The organism is Pseudarthrobacter sp. NPDC058362 (assembly GCF_042723515.1).
In the GTDB taxonomy this organism is placed as follows: Bacteria; Actinomycetota; Actinomycetes; order Actinomycetales; family Micrococcaceae; genus Arthrobacter.
Map to the genome: position 1 here is coordinate 953,307 of NZ_JBHXIW010000001.1, position 15,959 is coordinate 969,265.

Below are 15,959 nucleotides of genomic sequence, written 5' to 3' on the forward strand. Positions count from 1 at the left end.
GTTGGGTTTTGCCTGGGGGACCGCGTTAAAGGATACGTCAACAACCCGAGTCGGACTGCGGTGCAACGACGGTCTGAAAGCCATCCCGTCTGAACAGCAGTCTATTCGCTTCAGCTGACCTCCCTCACCCCTCCGGGAAAGCGTGCACCCTAAGCGCGTCCAGACCGCCGCATTGGCGCTGGCGCCGTTCCTGGCACCCTTCTTTGCCGAGCCGGGGCCAGGTGCCGCTCCCACCAAACGACGGCGGCAGCACCGTCGTCGTGCGTTCCACTACTGAAGCAGGCCGCGGAGTCAGCTACGACCCACGTCGAGGTCGCTTGACCAGGCGCTGGTCTAACTGGTGCCAGCGTTCAGTAGCACGCTCCGGAAACCGCCCGTACCGTTCCCTGTGGTTAGCTGGAAGCTGCCGTCAGCTTGCCGTACCAAGACGTTGGGATGACCGGTGGACGCGAAGTTCTGGCTCACAAGCACACTGTCGGCGTCTTTCCATGGGGGCGTCAATGCACGTCTTGGCAGGAACCCGCCCGTGCCGCTGCCGGGGTAGAGCCACGAGGACCCGCCGCTGGTGGTGGCAAGGAGGTCAGACTTCCCATCCCCGTCGAAGTCGCCGGCCGGGACAATCGAATCGAAAACACCCCACCCGCTGCCGATCGTTCGACGGGGAAGGAACCCGCCGGATCCGTTCCCGGGATACAGCAGCAAGGCGCCATCCGATGTCCTTGCGAGGATGTCGTTGCGACCGTCCCCGTCCCAGTCGCCGGCACCAATGACCGACGTAAAGATGTGCCATCCCCTGCCAATGGCTTTGCGGGGGAGGAAGTTACCCCGGCCGTCCGTGGGGTAGAGATAGAGCGTTCCGTCGGCTGCCCTGGCGATGAGGTCGCTGCCGCCGGCACCATCGAAGTTCCGTGCATTGGCAACCCAGGTAAACGCTTGCCACCCCGCGCCGACCTGGCGGCGGGGGAGCCAACCTCCGTGCCCGTTCCCGCGGTACAAGTACAGTTCGCCCGTCTTCGCACGGGCAAGGACATCAGCTTTGGAATCGCCATCGAAATCGCCGGCATCCATCACGGTCGTAAAGGTTTGCCAGCCCGACCCGATGCGGGTAATTCCTGAGAATCCGCCGTTGCCCGCGCCGAGGTAGCTACGGAGCTGCCCGCCAGAATCCCTTGCCAGAATGTCAGGCTTGCCATCCGCGTTCAGTTGCAGCCCTCCTATGACGGATGAGAACGCGTTCCATCCCTGGCCAATGAGAGTCCGCTGCTTGAATCCCGCTGCGCCGTCACCTGGGTATAAATAAAGGTCGCCGTCCCCGGTGCGGGCGAGAAGGTCAGCGTTCTGATCGCCGGTGAAATCCCCCGCCGGCAGTACAGTTCCGAATTGCCCCCACCCGTTGCCGATAGTGCGCCTTGGTTTGAAACCCTTCTGGCCGTCGCCAGGGTACAGCCACAAGGTTCCGTCGGCTGCTATGGCTGCCAGGTCGTTCTTACCATCGGAATTGAAGTCGCCTGGGGCAAGTACGGAGTTGAAAATGGTCCACCCGGCTCCGACCTTGACGCGGGGCCGCACGCCGCCTTGGCCGTCACCGGAATAAAACCAAAGCGCGCCAGTTACATCACGGGCCAAGATATCCCCAACGCCGTCGCTATTGAAGTCTTTGGTCGCAACCACTACGTCATAGATCGTCCAGCCAGTGCCAATGCGGGTGCCGGCATCAAAGGATCCGTCGCTTCGACCTCTCTGTAGTGACAATGTGCCGTCTGACGCGCGGGTCATGAGGTCGGGCCGTCCGTCAGATGTCACATCCCCGGCGGAAAATCTCAACGGGCGTGTGTACTCAGCCAGAGGGATGCTTGTGGCGAAACGGTGAAGCCCGGCGAGATCCCCGTTCCATACATTTGAGTCACCGGCGAAAGGACCCGTGCTGCTGTACTGCCAGATGCTGTACGTGCTCCAACTGGAACTGGGAACGGGTCCCGCATTGTTCGTCGGCGAGCTGGGGTAGGCGGCAATCCACAATGGATAGTCCCCGAACCCCGCAGGATTACCGAGGCACTGGTTCCACCAACTGGTATTGGTGTAGATAACGGGCAGCCGCCCGGTCAACGACTTCATGGTTTTGCCGAAGTCCCGGACCCAAGCACCAAGTTGTGCCGGCGACATGTTGTAACAGGTGTTGCCAAAGTAGAAGCCGTTGATAGTCCGGCCCGCATAGGGGTTGAACTCGAAGTCCAAAACGGGTGGCATGGTGTAGCCATCCGCAGACCAGCCACCGCCGTTCTGCACAAAGAATCGCGCCTGGTCTGCACCTGAAGACCAGTTGGGGATGGCAAAGTGGTATGCGCCGCGGACCATCCCGACACTGCGGGACCCTTGGTACTGCGAACTGTAGGACGGATTTTTGTAGTAGTTGCCCTCGGTAGCTTTTACGTAGGCGAACCGTGCTCCCATGTCCCACTGCTGCTGCCAGTTCACGCTGGACTGATGGCCGCTGACGTCAAGCCCCGGGACACCGAAACTCGGCTTCCAGGTCCCCGCAACGCCAACTTCCTGGGTGGTCATTGTCTCCAAACTCTTGCTGGATGACGCCGCGACACGGGCCGAGCGCTGCCCCATCTCTGCGCCGCCGACTCCTACCGCCTGAGCCATGGCTGCCTTGGCGGCCTCCGACGGCGTGTCCCCGTCCGGGAATGCCCGGGTGCCCGGATCGACCGACGGCTCCAGGCCCGGCGAACTCATCGCTGGTGCAGTCGTTGCCGAAGCCGATGCTGTTTCCTCCACAGAAGCTTCGGACGGGTCCGTGGCAGGCGACGCGATTGTAGGAGACGGGGATGGTTCACCCGAAACGGCAAAGCCCGGCACCCCGGGTCCGGCGATAAGAGCAGCCGTCAAAACAGTTATCCCCACGACTCGCAGGCCTGGGCGACGGGCGGTGGACGGGTTCGGCTTCATTGGGTAGCTCCGGAGACAACAGTGCGTGTGGGCGCGTCGTATGGTTTTGCAGTTCCGAAGAGTTGGAACTGTGAATATTGAGACTTGTCGGGCCCAACCCTAACACCCACCCCGTGAGGGGGCCAGAGTTTCCATTGTTACAGCAGTGACGATTGAGCCACACTTAAATTTGAAGTTCCAGTAGTCCAAGGCGGTGCGCAGGATCTCCAAAGGAATTGCGCTGTAGTTCCCCTTGTAATGCTGGTGGGGGCTAACGTGGAAGGAGCGCGCACCACCGACCGGCTCCGGTTGATATGGAGGTACGGGCCCAGATCCAGTGGAGTTGGACTCCAGGCCGAAGGCCGAGCCGCGATCAGACAAGGAAGAAGAATGCGTTTTCAAATGCGTCGTCCAGCTAATTTGGCGGCGATCCTCGTGTCGTGTGCAGTGGTGCTCGCCACGGGGGTTCCCGCAGTGGCTGATTCTGCCAACTCCGGCAAGGTAGAAAACATGGGCGGCCAGGAGGAGACGTCGGTTGCCGACGCTTCAGCCGGGGCAGAAGTCACTTCCCAAGGTGCCTCCGGCGAGGGGCAGTACATCGTCAGGTACGCGGAAGGTACCGACGTCGTTGCAGAAGCAAAGAAACTGCGCGCGCAGAACGTTGGTGTGGGACGCACATTCTCCCACGCCATACGGGGTGCCGTCGTAGCGGCCACGCCAGCTGAAGCTGCAGCTCTGGCGCGCTCCAAGCAGGTATTGTCAGTGGAACTGGATAGTCCGGTGGCAATCACCGAAAGCCAGCAACCGGCGCCATGGGGTCTGGATCGAACTGACCAACGCACCTTGCCATTATCCCGTAGCTACGTTTACACATCATCCGGCCAGGGTGTCAGCATCTATGTCGTTGACACAGGGGTCAGGGCCTCGCATGTGGACTTCGGTGGTCGGGTCAAGGCTGGCTGGACTGCCATTAACGATGGGCGGAACGCCGGAGACTGCCATGGACATGGCACTCACGTCGCTGCTACGGCGGCCGGCAAAACTTATGGTGTTGCCAAGTCAGCTACCGTTGTTCCCGTTCGGGCACTCAAATGTGACGGGTCGGGGCTTACTTCCAACGTCATTGCCGGACTGGACTGGATCGTCGGGCACCATCAATCCGGATCACCTGCGGTAGTTAACTTGAGTATTGGTGGCTTCACCAGTTCATCCTTTGATGCCGCAGTCATGAGGACCGTTGATGACGGAATGACGGTCGTGGCAGCCGCCGGCAACTTAGGCCGGGATGCGTGCGAAAGCTCTCCCGCGCGGGTGCCGTCGGCACTGACCGTTGCTGCCAGCGACTCTGCGGACCGCCAGGCATCATGGTCCAACTATGGCCGGTGCGTTGATCTCTATGCGCCAGGGGTCGGCATCACCGCTGCCTGGTACACCTCGGATACAGCCACTGAGTCTCTGTCCGGCACGTCCATGGCCGCCCCCCACGTAGCAGGCGCCGCGGCAGTCCTCCTCTCGGCCGATCCTGACGCCACTCCTGCCGATATCAGCGCCAGTATCTTGGCGAATGCGACGGCCGGAAAGGTTACTGCGGCCGGATCCGGCACGCCCAACCGGCTGCTTTATTCAGATCCGTTGACCGGGGTCACCGAGACACCAACCGAACTGCCAACGGCGTCGATACGCAGCGCCGCAGATACTGTGGCTGCCGGCCCTGATGGCACCCTATGGAATTATCCCTCTGATGGGCAGGGGGGATTTGAAGGAAGGGTTGCCATCGGTTCAGGCTGGTCCGGCCTCCTGACAGGATTCGTCACAGACTGGAACCAAGATGGAGTTTTCGACCTTATCGCCCAATGGAAGGATGGCCGTCTCAGTTTCTATCCCGGAATTCAGTCAGGCGGCTTCAGCCCGGCCCGGACCATTGGAACCGGCTGGGCCGGCTATAAAGTGACGGTAGGCCAATGGAAGAATACGGACCGGTACCCCGGCATCGTTGCATATGATCCGGCCGGGACGATGTGGTTCTACCCCAACAGCACGGGGGGGTCCCTTAGCGGACGCGTGAAAATTGGATCCGGATGGAGCGGTCTCTACACCACCATGGCCGACTTCGACCGGGACGCCAAGCAGGACATCCTCGCAAGGCGCAGTGACGGGAGCCTCCTGCTCTACCGCTCGACGGGGACGGGTACCTTTGAGCCGGAGCCCCGCCCCATAATCGGAAGCGGCTGGAACAGCGTCAACTCCACGACCGAACTCGATGGGTACCAGGGGGCTGGCAGTAACGGGCTGTTGGCGCGCTGGACGGATGGACGCCTCGTCTACTACCCCATCCATGGCGGCTCATGGGGGACGCCAACTACCGTTGGTCTGGGCTGGAGCACGTATAACATTTTCCGCTGAGGACCCTATCCGCGTTCCTCCGGCATGGCAGCGCCTCGCTTCCGAAGTTGAGAGGGAAACGTGCGCTCTTCGGAGGAGTCCGGCGGTGGCAGCTGGTTTTACGCTGGTCCTGTTATCCACAGCCGGCCGGATGTGACTTGGCGGCGTGGTGTACAGTCCTTAGGCTTTACCCAGTCGCACTGCCTCAGCCGGAGGCGGCGGATCATTTGGGGGACTGCGTGGATGCTCTGGGGATAGTCGAGGACGAGGTGCGGGAGCTCATCCGGCGCCGTGGCCTGGATCCCTCCAGGCAGGCCGGGGAAGTCCGGCGGCTCGTGGAAGCGGCTGTCACGGATTATGACGAGCGTGCCCTGCTGGGGCCGCTACCTCCGATTGGACCTCTGGAGGCGGCACGCAAGTTCCTGTTCGACGCCGTCGCCGGGTTTGGCGTCCTGCAGCCGTTGCTGGATGACCCAACGATCGAAGAGATCTGGATCAACGCCCCTCACGAAATATACGTAGCCCGTAACGGGGAATCTGAACTGACCTCGCTCAGCCTCTCGGAGCAGCAGGTCCGCGACCTGGTGGAGCGGATGCTCAAGAGTTCAGGCCGGCGGCTGGACATGTCCACGCCGTTTGTGGATGCCGCCCTTCCGGACGGGTCCCGGCTGCATGTAGTAATTCCGGATGTCACCCGCCGCCACTGGGCCGTTAACATCCGGAAGTTTGTAGTGAAGGCAAGCAGGCTCGAGCACCTCGTCGAGCTGGGAACCCTCACGCCGCAGTCGGCCCGGTTCCTCGGCGCGGCCGTTTCCAGCGGGCTGAACATCCTCGTCTCAGGTGCCACGCAGGCCGGCAAAACGACCATGTTGAACTGTTTAGCCGCAGGAATTGGCAGCCGCGAACGGGTGATCACCGTTGAGGAAATCTTCGAACTGCAATTCCCGCTCCGCGATGTGGTGGGCCTTCAGTGCCGCCAGCCCAATCTCGAGGGCACCGGGGAGATCCCCCTCCGGCGCCTGGTCAAGGAAGCACTCCGTATGCGCCCCGACCGGCTCGTTGTAGGCGAAGTACGCGAAGCCGAAAGCCTCGACATGCTCATCGCCTTGAACTCCGGAATGCCTGGAATGTGCACCATCCACGCGAATTCGGCGCATGACGCCGTCACCAAGCTCTGCACGCTTCCGCTGCTCGCCGGAGAAAACATATCGTCTGCCTTCGTGGTCCCCACGGTGGCATCATGCATCGACCTCGTCGTCCATTGCAGCCGGCATGCCAACGGACGCCGGCAAGTGACTGAGATCCTGTCCCTGGGCCGGCGGGTGGAGAACGGAGTCATCGAGTCATCACCAGTCTTTGTACTGGCCGACGGTGCGCTCCAGCCGCGGGCCAATGCCATGCCGTCAGCGGAGAAATTTGCCCGGGCCGGCTACGACGTCGCGGCGCTGCTGGACCTGCGATGATTCCGGCATTCCTCGGGGTAACCACCGGCGCAGGGCTGTTCCTGGTCTGGTGGTCCTTTTGGGAGACATCTCCAGCGGCGCCGCGGGAAGCGCGGACAAGCCGACTGGCCGATCTCTTGGCCGCGGCCGGCGTGGACAAGGTTTCAGTTGGAGGGCTGCTGGGAACATGCGCCGGCCTTGGCGCCTTCGTGACACTGCTTTTCTTTGCGGTGAGCGGCTCGTGGCCCATCGCCATCTGCTTCGGTCTGTTTGCGGGGTGGCTGCCTATTACCATGCTGCGATGGCGCGCCAGAAAGCGGACAGCGCTCCTGCGCCAACTCTGGCCGGACGTCGTCGATCATCTCCGCTCTGCCATCCGTGCCGGCCTGCCCCTGCCCGAAGCTCTTATCCAACTGGGCGACAAAGGGCCGGAGGAACTGCGGCAGGTGTTTCGGGAATTCGGCGCTGACTACCGGGCGGGGGGACAGTTCGAGGGCTCCCTGAACAAGCTCAAGAACAGGCTGGCTGACCCGGTCGCGGACAGAATCATCGAAGCACTGCGGCTGACCCGGGAAGTGGGCGGCTCAGACCTGGGCAAGCTGCTTGGCACCCTTGCAGAGTTTCTGCGGGAGAGCGCAAGGACGCGGAGCGAGCTCGAAGCGCGGCAGTCGTGGACGGTCAACGCCGCCCGGCTTGCCGTCGCTGCCCCGTGGATTGTCATGCTCCTGCTGTCCACCCGGCCAGAGGCCGTGCAGGCCTACAACACTGCCATGGGCGCCGGCGTGCTGTTGGGCGGTCTCATGATCTCGCTGGCCTGTTACTCCATCATGCTCCGCATCGGCGCGCTTCCCGAAGACGAGCGGGTGCTGCGATGACTTCGGGGTACCCGCTCGCCGCCGTTCTGGGCATCCTTCTGGGGACCGGGCTGTGGCTCATCATTTTCCGTTCTCCCTATATGCGGGCAACAAGCTTCGCCGAGCGCATTGAACCCCAGTTAAGAGCCCAGAACCTTGAATCCCGGCTGCTCCGCACCGGTGAGCAGAACGTGACGCCATTCGGCCCGCTGGAACGGATTCTCCGCCCGATTCTCCGCGACGCCCTTGGCCGCCTCGGGCGGCTCAACCCCGCACCCGGTGCTACCGAAAGACGGCTGGCCCAGGCCGGAATCCAGAAGTCATCCGTGGATTTCCGCGCTGAGCAGATGCTCTGGTCGGCTGGAGGCTTCGCCGCTGCGCTCATCGTCATTGTCCTCAGTGCTGCCGCCGGACGGTTCAACCCTGTCTTCGCTGTGATCGTCGTGCTCGGCACCGCCGTGGGCGGCTTCATGATGCGCGATCACTGGCTCGGGGTGCAGATACGGCGCCGGGAAGTACGCATGATGGCTGAATTCCCCAGTCTGGCTGAGCTGATGGCACTCGCCGTCAGTGCGGGTGAAAGCGCCAGCGGTGCCCTGGACCGGGTATGCCGCAGCTCGCAGGGAGAGCTGAGTAAGGAATTTGCCACGATCATGGCCGAAACACGGGCGGGCAAGCCCCTCGTCCGGGCACTCCAGGAATTCTCCGCCCGTACCGACCTGGCACCGCTGGTCCGGTTCGTCGACGGAATCATCGTTGCAGCCGAAAGAGGTACGCCGCTCTCAGACGTGCTCCGCGCCCAGGCACAGGATGTCCGGGACACAGCCAAGCGCGATCTCATGGAGGCGGCCGGCAAGAAGGAGATTGCCATGATGGTCCCGCTTGTGTTTGGTGTCCTGCCCCTCACCGTCATTTTCGCCGTCTTCCCGGGCATCGCTGCGATCAATCTGGGATTCTAGGAAGGCTGCCCATGAACCTGGCAAACCCGCTGCAACTCAACGAACAGGACAAGATATGAAGAAAATGGGACTCCGCCTGACCGTGCTCCTTCTCGCCGCCACCGGCAGGGCCGCAGCAGCCCGCCATCCCGTGGACCATCCTGAGCGCGGCGACGTCCCCGGCTGGGTCATGATCACCTTAATGTCAGCTGTCCTGGTCGCCGCACTGCTCGCGCTCGCCGGGCCCGCCCTGGAAACGATGTTCAACCAGGCAATGGACAGGGTCGGAAGCTGATTCATGGCTGTCCCATTCCGGGGCATGGCCGTACCGGGGAGGGGACCACGGACGGGCACCCCCGTGCCAGGCCGTGAAGAGGGCTCGGCCGTCGTGGACTTTGTCCTGGTGGGCAGCCTGCTCGTGGTGTTCTTTATGGCCATCATCCAGTTGGCTCTCGTCCTGCACGTCAGGAACACCCTCATCGACGCCGCTGCGTCCGGCGCCCGCTATGGAACGCTCGCAGACCGGGGAGCGGCGGACGCAGAAGAACGTACCCGCAGCCTCATAGGCCTCGCCCTCAACCCAGAGTTCGCCGAACACGTATCCATCAGCGAGGTGACAGTCGGCGGTCTTCGCACTCTTGAGGTTACGGTCCGCGCCCCCATGCCGGTCATTGGTCTGATCGGGCCAAGGGAGACCCTGGAGGTGAAAGGCCATGCCCCCGTGCAGCCCTAGAATCAGGCACAGCCCCAACACCCAGTACAGCCCCAACACCCCAGCCGGCCGTGGTCACCGGTACCGCGAACTGGCCTGCATCGGCTCGTTCCTGCGCCGCGGACTCGACCAAGAACCCCGCATCCGGGAAGCCGAAGCCGGAAGGGACAGCGAACGGGGGAGCGCGGTAGTGGAGTTCACCTTCCTGGCGCTGCTGCTGATGGTGCCGATCGTCTATTTCATCATTACCGTCTCCCAGATCCAGGGCGGTTCCTTCGCCGTGGTGGGCGCGGCAGACCAGGCCGCGAAGGTCTACGTTGCCCAGCCGGACGAGGCAGCCGCACTCGCTGCCGCCGAACAGGCCGTGGCCATCGCGCTCCGGGACTTCGGGCACGGCACTGAAGCAGCAAGTGTGTCCGTGGCCTGCACCCCTGCCGACTGCCAATCCGCTGGAAGCGCTGTCTCTGTCACCGTTCGCTTGGACATCCCGTTGCCCTTCCTGCCGTTCAACCCGGGATTCCGGCTGGGTGCCACCGAAGTAGAAGCATCCTCGACCCAACTCGTGGGCCGGTTCCGGTGACGTCCATGAAGCCAGTGACGCACATGAAACAGGGAGCAGCGGTAGAACAGCAGGACTGCGAGGCCGGACAGATTACCGTTATGGTCCTGGGCTTTGTGGCCATGTCGCTGCTGGTCACCACCGTGGTCATCGGCATTTCGTCCGTATACCTCGAACACAAGCGCCTGCTCTCACTGGCCGACGGCGCCGCGTTGGCGGCCGCCGACAGCTACACCTTAGGTGAGGTGCAGACCAGGGGCGGGCCGCCGTCGGCATCGCTGAATGGTGCCCGCGTCAGAAACGTCGCGGCAGATTTCGTTGCCCGCAGCCCCGGGTCTCTGCGCTTTGACGGCCTGTCCGTCGCGCCGGCGACGGGCACACCGGACGGTGCCACCGCCGTCGTCGTCCTCACCGCTGTGGTGCGTCCACCCGTTGCCAACTTCCTTGTTCCCGGCGGGATCCCCATCGAAGCCTCGTCCACCGCCCGGTCGCGGCTGACCCGCTGAGGTCCGGACCGGACGTTTCCACGGATAGCGTAGGGTTAAATAACCATGGCCAATATTGATTTTTCCGCAGAAATCCGCGCTTTGCGCGCCACCTATGAGTCCATCGAACGGGTCACCGATATTGACGCGCTCAAGGAAGACATCGCTGAACTGAGCGAGCGGGCAGGCGAACCGGACCTGTGGGACGACCCCGCTGCGGCCCAAAAAATCACCTCCCGCCTGTCCCACCGCCAGTCCGAACTGGAGCGCCTCACCACCCTGGCCTCCCGGATCGACGACCTGGAAGTCCTTGTGGAACTGGGCCAGGACGAAGACGACGCGGATTCCATGGGGGAGGCGGCCGCGGAACTGGAATCCATCCGAAAGGCCCTCAAGGACCTGGAAGTGGTGACCCTGCTGTCCGGCGAGTACGACGAACGTGAAGCCGTTGTATCCATCCGGGCGGGGGCCGGCGGCGTGGACGCCGCCGATTTCGCGGAGATGCTGCTGCGCATGTACCTGCGCTGGGCAGAACGCCACGGTTACCCCACCACGGTGATGGACACGTCCTACGCCGAAGAAGCCGGGCTCAAGTCCGCCACCTTCGAGGTCAAGGCCCCCTACGCTTTCGGCACTTTGAGCGTCGAAGCCGGAACGCACCGGCTGGTCCGCATCAGCCCCTTCGACAACCAGGGCCGCCGCCAGACCTCGTTCGCCGCTGTGGAAGTCATTCCACTGATCGAGCAGACGGACTCCATCGAGATTCCGGACAATGAGATTCGGGTGGACGTCTTCCGGTCCTCGGGCCCCGGCGGCCAGTCCGTCAACACGACAGACTCCGCGGTACGCCTCACGCACATTCCCACCGGCACCGTAGTGTCCATGCAGAACGAGAAGTCGCAGCTGCAGAACCGTGCGGCGGCCATGCGTGTCCTCCAGTCACGGCTCCTCCTGCTCAAGAAGGAACAGGAAGACGCCGAAAAGAAGGCGCTGGCCGGGGATGTGAAGGCCTCCTGGGGTGATCAGATGCGTTCCTACGTCCTCAACCCCTACCAGATGGTGAAGGACCTCCGCACCGAGCACGAAGTCGGCAACACCTCTGCGGTGTTCGACGGCGAAATCGACGATTTCATCGATGCGGGCATCCGCTGGCGTACCGATAACCGCAACGCCGAAAAGTAGGCAAAGGCACGTCCGCTGCCGCTGTGTGCCCGGCGGCTGCGGACCCCCGATCCGGCGACACACCGCCCCAAACCCCGCGAAGAGGCCGTATGCCCTGCGTATAGTCGAAAGGCCGGGGCCCTACTTCCCCCAACGAAAACCCGTGCACCGGCTGCAGATCTGTGCTGTCCCAGGCCCAGCCGCTGCAGGGTACTTAGGGCCATGATCCGATTCGAAAATGTCACCAAGGTCTACGACCAAAAAGCCCGGCCAGCGCTGGACTCTGTCAGCCTTGAGATTGAGCGGGGCGAGTTTGCCTTCCTCGTCGGCGCATCCGGCTCCGGGAAATCGACCTTCCTGCGGCTCGTCCTGAAAGAGGACCGCGCAACATCCGGTGCTGTCTACGTGGCCGGCCAGAACGTCGCCAAGATTTCGAGCTGGCGGGTGCCGCGCCTCCGCCGCGGCATCGGCGTCGTCTTTCAGGACTTCCGCCTGCTGCCGCAGAAAAACGTCTTCGCCAACGTCGCGTTCGCCATGCAGGTCATCGGCAAGAGCCGCAGCGTCATCAGGGATACCGTGCCCGAGGTGCTCAAAACAGTGGGCCTCGAAGGCAAGGAACACCGCATGCCGCACGAACTCTCCGGCGGCGAGCAGCAGCGCGTCGCCATTGCCCGCGCGGTGGTGAACCGCCCGGGGATCCTCCTCGCCGACGAGCCCACCGGAAACCTGGACCCCACCACGTCCATGGGCATCATGGGCATCCTGGACAAGATCAACCAGAACGGCACCACCGTGGTGATGGCGACGCACGACGACGACATCGTCAATGAGATGCGCAAACGGGTGGTGGAACTCAAGAACGGCGTGGTGATCCGCGACGAAGCCAAGGCTCTGTACACCTCGTTGATCCCGGTCGTCGGACAGTCCAGGCGCCTTAAGGATGCCAGCGGCAGGGAAACGCCCGACGGCGGCCTTCCGGGCAATGGTGCCAAAAGCGAGGCACAGCGGTGAGGCTCGCATTCATTCTTTCCGAGATCGGCAGCGGCCTGCGCCGGAACCTGTCCATGGTGGTCTCCGTCATTCTGGTGACCTTCGTGTCCCTGACGTTCGTGGGCGCGGCCGGCATGCTGCAGATGCAGATCAACCAGATGAAGGGCTACTGGTACGACAAAGTCCAGGTGGCCATCTTCCTCTGCGGGGAAGGTTCGACGGCGGCGGGCTGCTCCGGGGGGTCCGTCACCGCCGAGCAGCAGGAGAACCTGAACGCCCTGCTCGAATCGCCAGCGGTCAGCCAGTACATCAACGACTTCCAGTTCGAGTCCCAGGAAGAGGCCTACAAGCACTTCAAGGACCAGTTCTCGAACTCGCCCATCGTGGACTCCGTCACGCCGGAACAACTCCCCGCCTCCTTCCGGATCAACATGAAAGACCCGGAGAAGTACCAGATCATCAGCGAGACGTTCTCCTCCCAGCCCGGTGTAGAGACCGTCATTGACCAGCGCCAGCTGCTGGAGCGGCTCTTCTCGGTGATGAACGGCGCTTCCCTTGTTGCCGTGGGCATCGCCGGCGTCATGATTGTTTGTGCCATCCTGCTGATCGCCACCACTATCAGGCTGTCCGCTTTCAGCCGCCGCCGCGAAACCGGAATTATGCGCCTGGTGGGTGCCTCCAAGACCGTTATCCAGCTGCCGTTTATCCTGGAGGGCGTCATCGCCGCGGTCATTGGTGCGACGCTGGCCTCCGGGACGCTCTGGGCTGTGGCCCACTTCTTCCTGGGCGACTTCATGTCCCGGCAGTACCCGGACACGGCGTTCATCTCGTCCAGTCAGACCCTGATCCTTGCACCTGCCTTGATAATCCTTGGCGGATCCTTGGCTGGAATTTCGTCACTCTTGACCCTACGCCGATACTTGCGCGTCTAAGCTAATGCAAGCCGAACAAGGAATACCTATGAATGCCATGGACCAAATAAAGAGCGGCCGCCCCGGCTGGGGTGGCCGCGCGCGTGCGCAGAGAACCGGGCTGATGAGCGGTGTCCTTGCCGTGGTCTTGGCCGCAGGACTCGCTTCCTCGGCCCCCGTGGCGTTCGCCGACGAACTCGAAGACAAGCAGGCGGCCCTCAACGCAGAAGCGGCCCGCGTGCAGCAGTCGCTGGAGTTCGTGGACGCCCGCATCGCCAAGGCTGCAGGCGACCTGGTGATTTACCAGGGCCAGCTCCCCGGAGCGCAGCAGGCCCTCCTCGAGGCCCAAGGCAGGGTGGCCGGAGCCGTCAAGGAAGTGGAAGCCCTGTCCGCCCGCGTGGACATGGCTCAGCAGAACAAGGCCAAGATCACCCAGCAGCTGGAAACCGACAAGAAGAAGATCGCCGACACCAAGAAGCTGATAGGCCAGATCGCCACCCAGGCTTACAAATCCGGCGGCGTGCCGTCCAACCTGTCGCTCTTCTTCGGTTCCAACAGCGGCTCCAGCCTGACGGAGACCATGGACCTGGCAGACCAGGCTATGCGCAGCCAGAACGCCGCCATGGACAAGCTCTCCCAGCAGAATGCCACCAACGTGAACTCCCAGGCCCGCCTCCAGGCCGTGGAAGCGGAGATCAAGGACCTCAAAGCGAAGGCTGATGCTGCCCTGGTCCGCGAGAAGGCTGCCCGGGATGAAGCCGCGGCAAAGAAGTCCAAGGTGGACAAGCTTATTGCCGACACCTCCCGGCTCAACAAGGAACTGCAGGCAGCGAAACCTGCCATCCAGACCCAGTTGGCGGGTGTGAAAGCGAGCCAGGTTGCCGTTGCCTCCGAGATCAAGGAACGCGACCGCCGGCTTCGCGAGGCGTGGTTGGCCGAACAGCGTCGGCGGGCTGCTGCTGCTGCCGCCGCTGCCGCGGCCGCCGCGGCAGCGAGGAACCAGCCGCCGCCCCCGTCGCAGCCGTTCGTTCCGCCGGTGGGATCGCCGTCGGCCTTTGGACTCCGGCACCCCTTCTCCGGAGGAGTGCCGATCACTTCAGGTTTCGGTTGGCGTGCCACGCCGCCGGGCACCATCGACTTCTATGGCACCGGCGGTTATATGCATACCGGCATCGACTTCGGCGCTGCCTGCGGCACACCCGTCTATGCGCCGGCGGCTGGCGAAGTCTTCAGTTCCGGTTGGAATTCGGCCGACGGCGGCGGCTGGCGGGTCAAGATCTCCCATGGCGTTGTGCAGGGCAATACCCTGACCACCATCGTTTACCACAACGCCAGCGTCGTCGTCTCGGACGGCCAGCGGGTTTCCCAAGGGCAGCTCATTGCCTACTCGGGCAACACAGGCAACTCCACCGGCTGTCACGCCCACTTTGAAACGTGGCTGAACGGTTCCGCCGTTGACCCGATGGGACTGCTCTGAGCCGGGCTTTGGCCTGCCGTACACTGGTAGGACTCCGCGGCCGGCAGGCCGGGAGGCCAAAGGATTCTTGGAATGAGGAGTACGCCCGTGCCTAAAGAAAGTGGCCGGAAAGTGGTGGCCACCAACCGCAAGGCCCGGCACGACTACCATGTGCTGGATACCTATGAGGCCGGTATCGCCCTCATGGGCACCGAGGTGAAGTCCCTGCGCGAGGGGCACGCCTCCATGGTGGATGGCTTCTGCACGTTCTACAACGACGAGCTGTGGATGGAGGCCATCCATATCCCCGAGTACAACCAGGGCAGCTGGACCAACCATGCGGCACGCCGGCGGCGCAAGCTGCTGCTGCACCGCGAGGAGCTCAATAAGATCGCCCACAAGATCCGCGAATCCGGGTACACGGTGGTCCCGCTGCAGCTGTACTTCGTTGACGGCCGTGCCAAGGTGGAGATCGGGGTAGCCCGCGGTAAGCGGGAATACGACAAGCGCCAGACACTGCGTGAGCAGCAGGACAACCGCGAAGCCCAGCGTGAAATGCGGGAGCGCAACCGCCGCCGCTGACGCTCCCGCGCGACCGGGAATGATTTGCCAGGGACATGCGTTATTATGGATAGTCCGGCGGGCGTGCCTGCCGGTTTGGTAACAAAATACGGGGATGATCGGTTTCGACGATGTTAGTCGCGACAGGTGAAGCGGGCCGAGGATGCAGAATTATCTCGTTAACGCTGTCTGCAAACCAATAAGTGCCGAATCTAAGCGCACTGACTTCGCTCTTGCTGCCTAAGCAGTAAGACAGTCCGTCAGCCCGGGGTTGCTATCGCCCCGGTTCCTGGCGTCATTTAGATAGCCACTGCTGTTTACCCTCGTCATCGGGGTGAACGGGACTCTTAGGTGACTGGGCCCGGATCAGCCAGCTGTTTGCAGCATGGCTGGGGCCGAGAAAATCCGACGCAAACTGCGCCCGGAGAAGCCCTGACAACACGACATCGGACGGGGGTTCAATTCCCCCCATCTCCACTTTGTGTGATGAGTCGAGACATCCTTCACGGATGAGTCGGGTCATCGGTTACACCCCGGTCTTCGGACCGGGGTGTTTTTCTTTGTCCGGATGTTCTGG

General features: G+C 62.9%; 14 protein-coding genes and 1 other RNA gene. 14 read left to right on the forward strand and 1 reads right to left on the reverse strand.

Annotated elements, in window-relative coordinates:
* Positions 1 to 333: 333 nt before the first annotated feature.
* The gene (locus tag ACFWIX_RS04510) at positions 334 to 2,781 is read right to left on the reverse strand and encodes a GH25 family lysozyme (protein WP_377214885.1); all 2,448 of its coding nucleotides are present in this window, start codon (positions 2,779 to 2,781) and stop codon (positions 334 to 336) included.
* Positions 2,782 to 3,321: 540 nt separating this feature from the next.
* Between ACFWIX_RS04510 and ACFWIX_RS04515 the strand changes: the two genes are divergently transcribed.
* From ACFWIX_RS04515 to ssrA, 14 genes are all read left to right on the forward strand, one after another.
* Positions 3,322 to 5,334, forward strand: coding sequence for a S8 family serine peptidase (locus ACFWIX_RS04515; RefSeq protein WP_377214886.1), 2,013 nt, complete (start codon positions 3,322 to 3,324; stop codon positions 5,332 to 5,334).
* A 218-nt stretch (positions 5,335 to 5,552) separates the two neighbouring features.
* Positions 5,553 to 6,776, forward strand: a complete 1,224-nt coding sequence (locus ACFWIX_RS04520; RefSeq protein WP_377214887.1) for a CpaF family protein — start codon at positions 5,553 to 5,555, stop codon at positions 6,774 to 6,776.
* Complete coding sequence (locus ACFWIX_RS04525; protein ID WP_377214888.1) at positions 6,773 to 7,630, forward strand: type II secretion system F family protein; 858 nt, start codon at positions 6,773 to 6,775, stop codon at positions 7,628 to 7,630. The genes ACFWIX_RS04520 and ACFWIX_RS04525 overlap by 4 nt, the downstream gene beginning before the upstream one ends.
* On the forward strand, positions 7,627 to 8,568 hold the full coding sequence (locus ACFWIX_RS04530) for a type II secretion system F family protein (protein WP_377214889.1): 942 nt from the start codon (positions 7,627 to 7,629) through the stop codon (positions 8,566 to 8,568). The genes ACFWIX_RS04525 and ACFWIX_RS04530 overlap by 4 nt, the downstream gene beginning before the upstream one ends.
* A gap of 55 nt (positions 8,569 to 8,623) precedes the next feature.
* On the forward strand, positions 8,624 to 8,842 hold the full coding sequence (locus ACFWIX_RS04535) for a hypothetical protein (RefSeq protein ID WP_377214890.1): 219 nt from the start codon (positions 8,624 to 8,626) through the stop codon (positions 8,840 to 8,842).
* Between the two features lie 24 nt (positions 8,843 to 8,866).
* Positions 8,867 to 9,280: a TadE family protein gene (locus ACFWIX_RS04540; protein WP_377214934.1), complete on the forward strand. Its 414-nt coding sequence runs from the start codon at positions 8,867 to 8,869 to the stop codon at positions 9,278 to 9,280.
* On the forward strand, positions 9,261 to 9,839 hold the full coding sequence (locus ACFWIX_RS04545; RefSeq protein ID WP_377214891.1) for a hypothetical protein: 579 nt from the start codon (positions 9,261 to 9,263) through the stop codon (positions 9,837 to 9,839). The genes ACFWIX_RS04540 and ACFWIX_RS04545 overlap by 20 nt, the downstream gene beginning before the upstream one ends.
* A 23-nt stretch (positions 9,840 to 9,862) precedes the next feature.
* Positions 9,863 to 10,324, forward strand: coding sequence for a pilus assembly protein TadG-related protein (locus tag ACFWIX_RS04550; RefSeq protein WP_377214892.1), 462 nt, complete (start codon positions 9,863 to 9,865; stop codon positions 10,322 to 10,324).
* A gap of 45 nt (positions 10,325 to 10,369) precedes the next feature.
* Positions 10,370 to 11,485, forward strand: coding sequence for a peptide chain release factor 2 (prfB, locus tag ACFWIX_RS04555; protein ID WP_377214893.1), 1,116 nt, complete (start codon positions 10,370 to 10,372; stop codon positions 11,483 to 11,485).
* 201 nt (positions 11,486 to 11,686) lie between these two features.
* Positions 11,687 to 12,475: a cell division ATP-binding protein FtsE gene (gene ftsE / locus ACFWIX_RS04560; RefSeq protein WP_377214894.1), complete on the forward strand. Its 789-nt coding sequence runs from the start codon at positions 11,687 to 11,689 to the stop codon at positions 12,473 to 12,475.
* Positions 12,472 to 13,386: a permease-like cell division protein FtsX gene (ftsX, locus tag ACFWIX_RS04565; RefSeq protein WP_377214895.1), complete on the forward strand. Its 915-nt coding sequence runs from the start codon at positions 12,472 to 12,474 to the stop codon at positions 13,384 to 13,386. Before ftsE ends, ftsX begins: the two co-directional genes overlap by 4 nt.
* A gap of 103 nt (positions 13,387 to 13,489) precedes the next feature.
* Positions 13,490 to 14,842, forward strand: coding sequence for a peptidoglycan DD-metalloendopeptidase family protein (locus ACFWIX_RS04570; protein ID WP_377214896.1), 1,353 nt, complete (start codon positions 13,490 to 13,492; stop codon positions 14,840 to 14,842).
* Between the two features lie 87 nt (positions 14,843 to 14,929).
* Complete coding sequence (gene smpB, locus ACFWIX_RS04575; protein ID WP_377214897.1) at positions 14,930 to 15,403, forward strand: SsrA-binding protein SmpB; 474 nt, start codon at positions 14,930 to 14,932, stop codon at positions 15,401 to 15,403.
* Positions 15,404 to 15,493: 90 nt separating this feature from the next.
* Positions 15,494 to 15,862: a transfer-messenger RNA gene (gene ssrA / locus ACFWIX_RS04580) on the forward strand.
* Positions 15,863 to 15,959: the final 97 nt, after the last annotated feature.

Bases quoted from the DNA above. Each gene is read 5' to 3' on its own strand.
- ACFWIX_RS04545 (WP_377214891.1), top strand. From the start codon at position 9,261: ATGCCCCCGTGCAGCCCTAGAATCAGGCACAGCCCCAACACCCAGTAC.
- ACFWIX_RS04535 (WP_377214890.1), top strand. From the start codon at position 8,624: ATGAAGAAAATGGGACTCCGCCTGACCGTGCTCCTTCTCGCCGCCACC.
- ACFWIX_RS04540 (WP_377214934.1), top strand. From the start codon at position 8,867: ATGGCCGTACCGGGGAGGGGACCACGGACGGGCACCCCCGTGCCAGGC.
- ACFWIX_RS04530 (WP_377214889.1), top strand. From the start codon at position 7,627: ATGACTTCGGGGTACCCGCTCGCCGCCGTTCTGGGCATCCTTCTGGGG.
- ftsE (WP_377214894.1), top strand. From the start codon at position 11,687: ATGATCCGATTCGAAAATGTCACCAAGGTCTACGACCAAAAAGCCCGG.
- ACFWIX_RS04570 (WP_377214896.1), top strand. From the start codon at position 13,490: ATGAGCGGTGTCCTTGCCGTGGTCTTGGCCGCAGGACTCGCTTCCTCG.
- ACFWIX_RS04515 (WP_377214886.1), top strand. From the start codon at position 3,322: ATGCGTTTTCAAATGCGTCGTCCAGCTAATTTGGCGGCGATCCTCGTG.
- ACFWIX_RS04525 (WP_377214888.1), top strand. From the start codon at position 6,773: ATGATTCCGGCATTCCTCGGGGTAACCACCGGCGCAGGGCTGTTCCTG.
- ACFWIX_RS04550 (WP_377214892.1), top strand. From the start codon at position 9,863: ATGAAACAGGGAGCAGCGGTAGAACAGCAGGACTGCGAGGCCGGACAG.
- prfB (WP_377214893.1), top strand. From the start codon at position 10,370: ATGGCCAATATTGATTTTTCCGCAGAAATCCGCGCTTTGCGCGCCACC.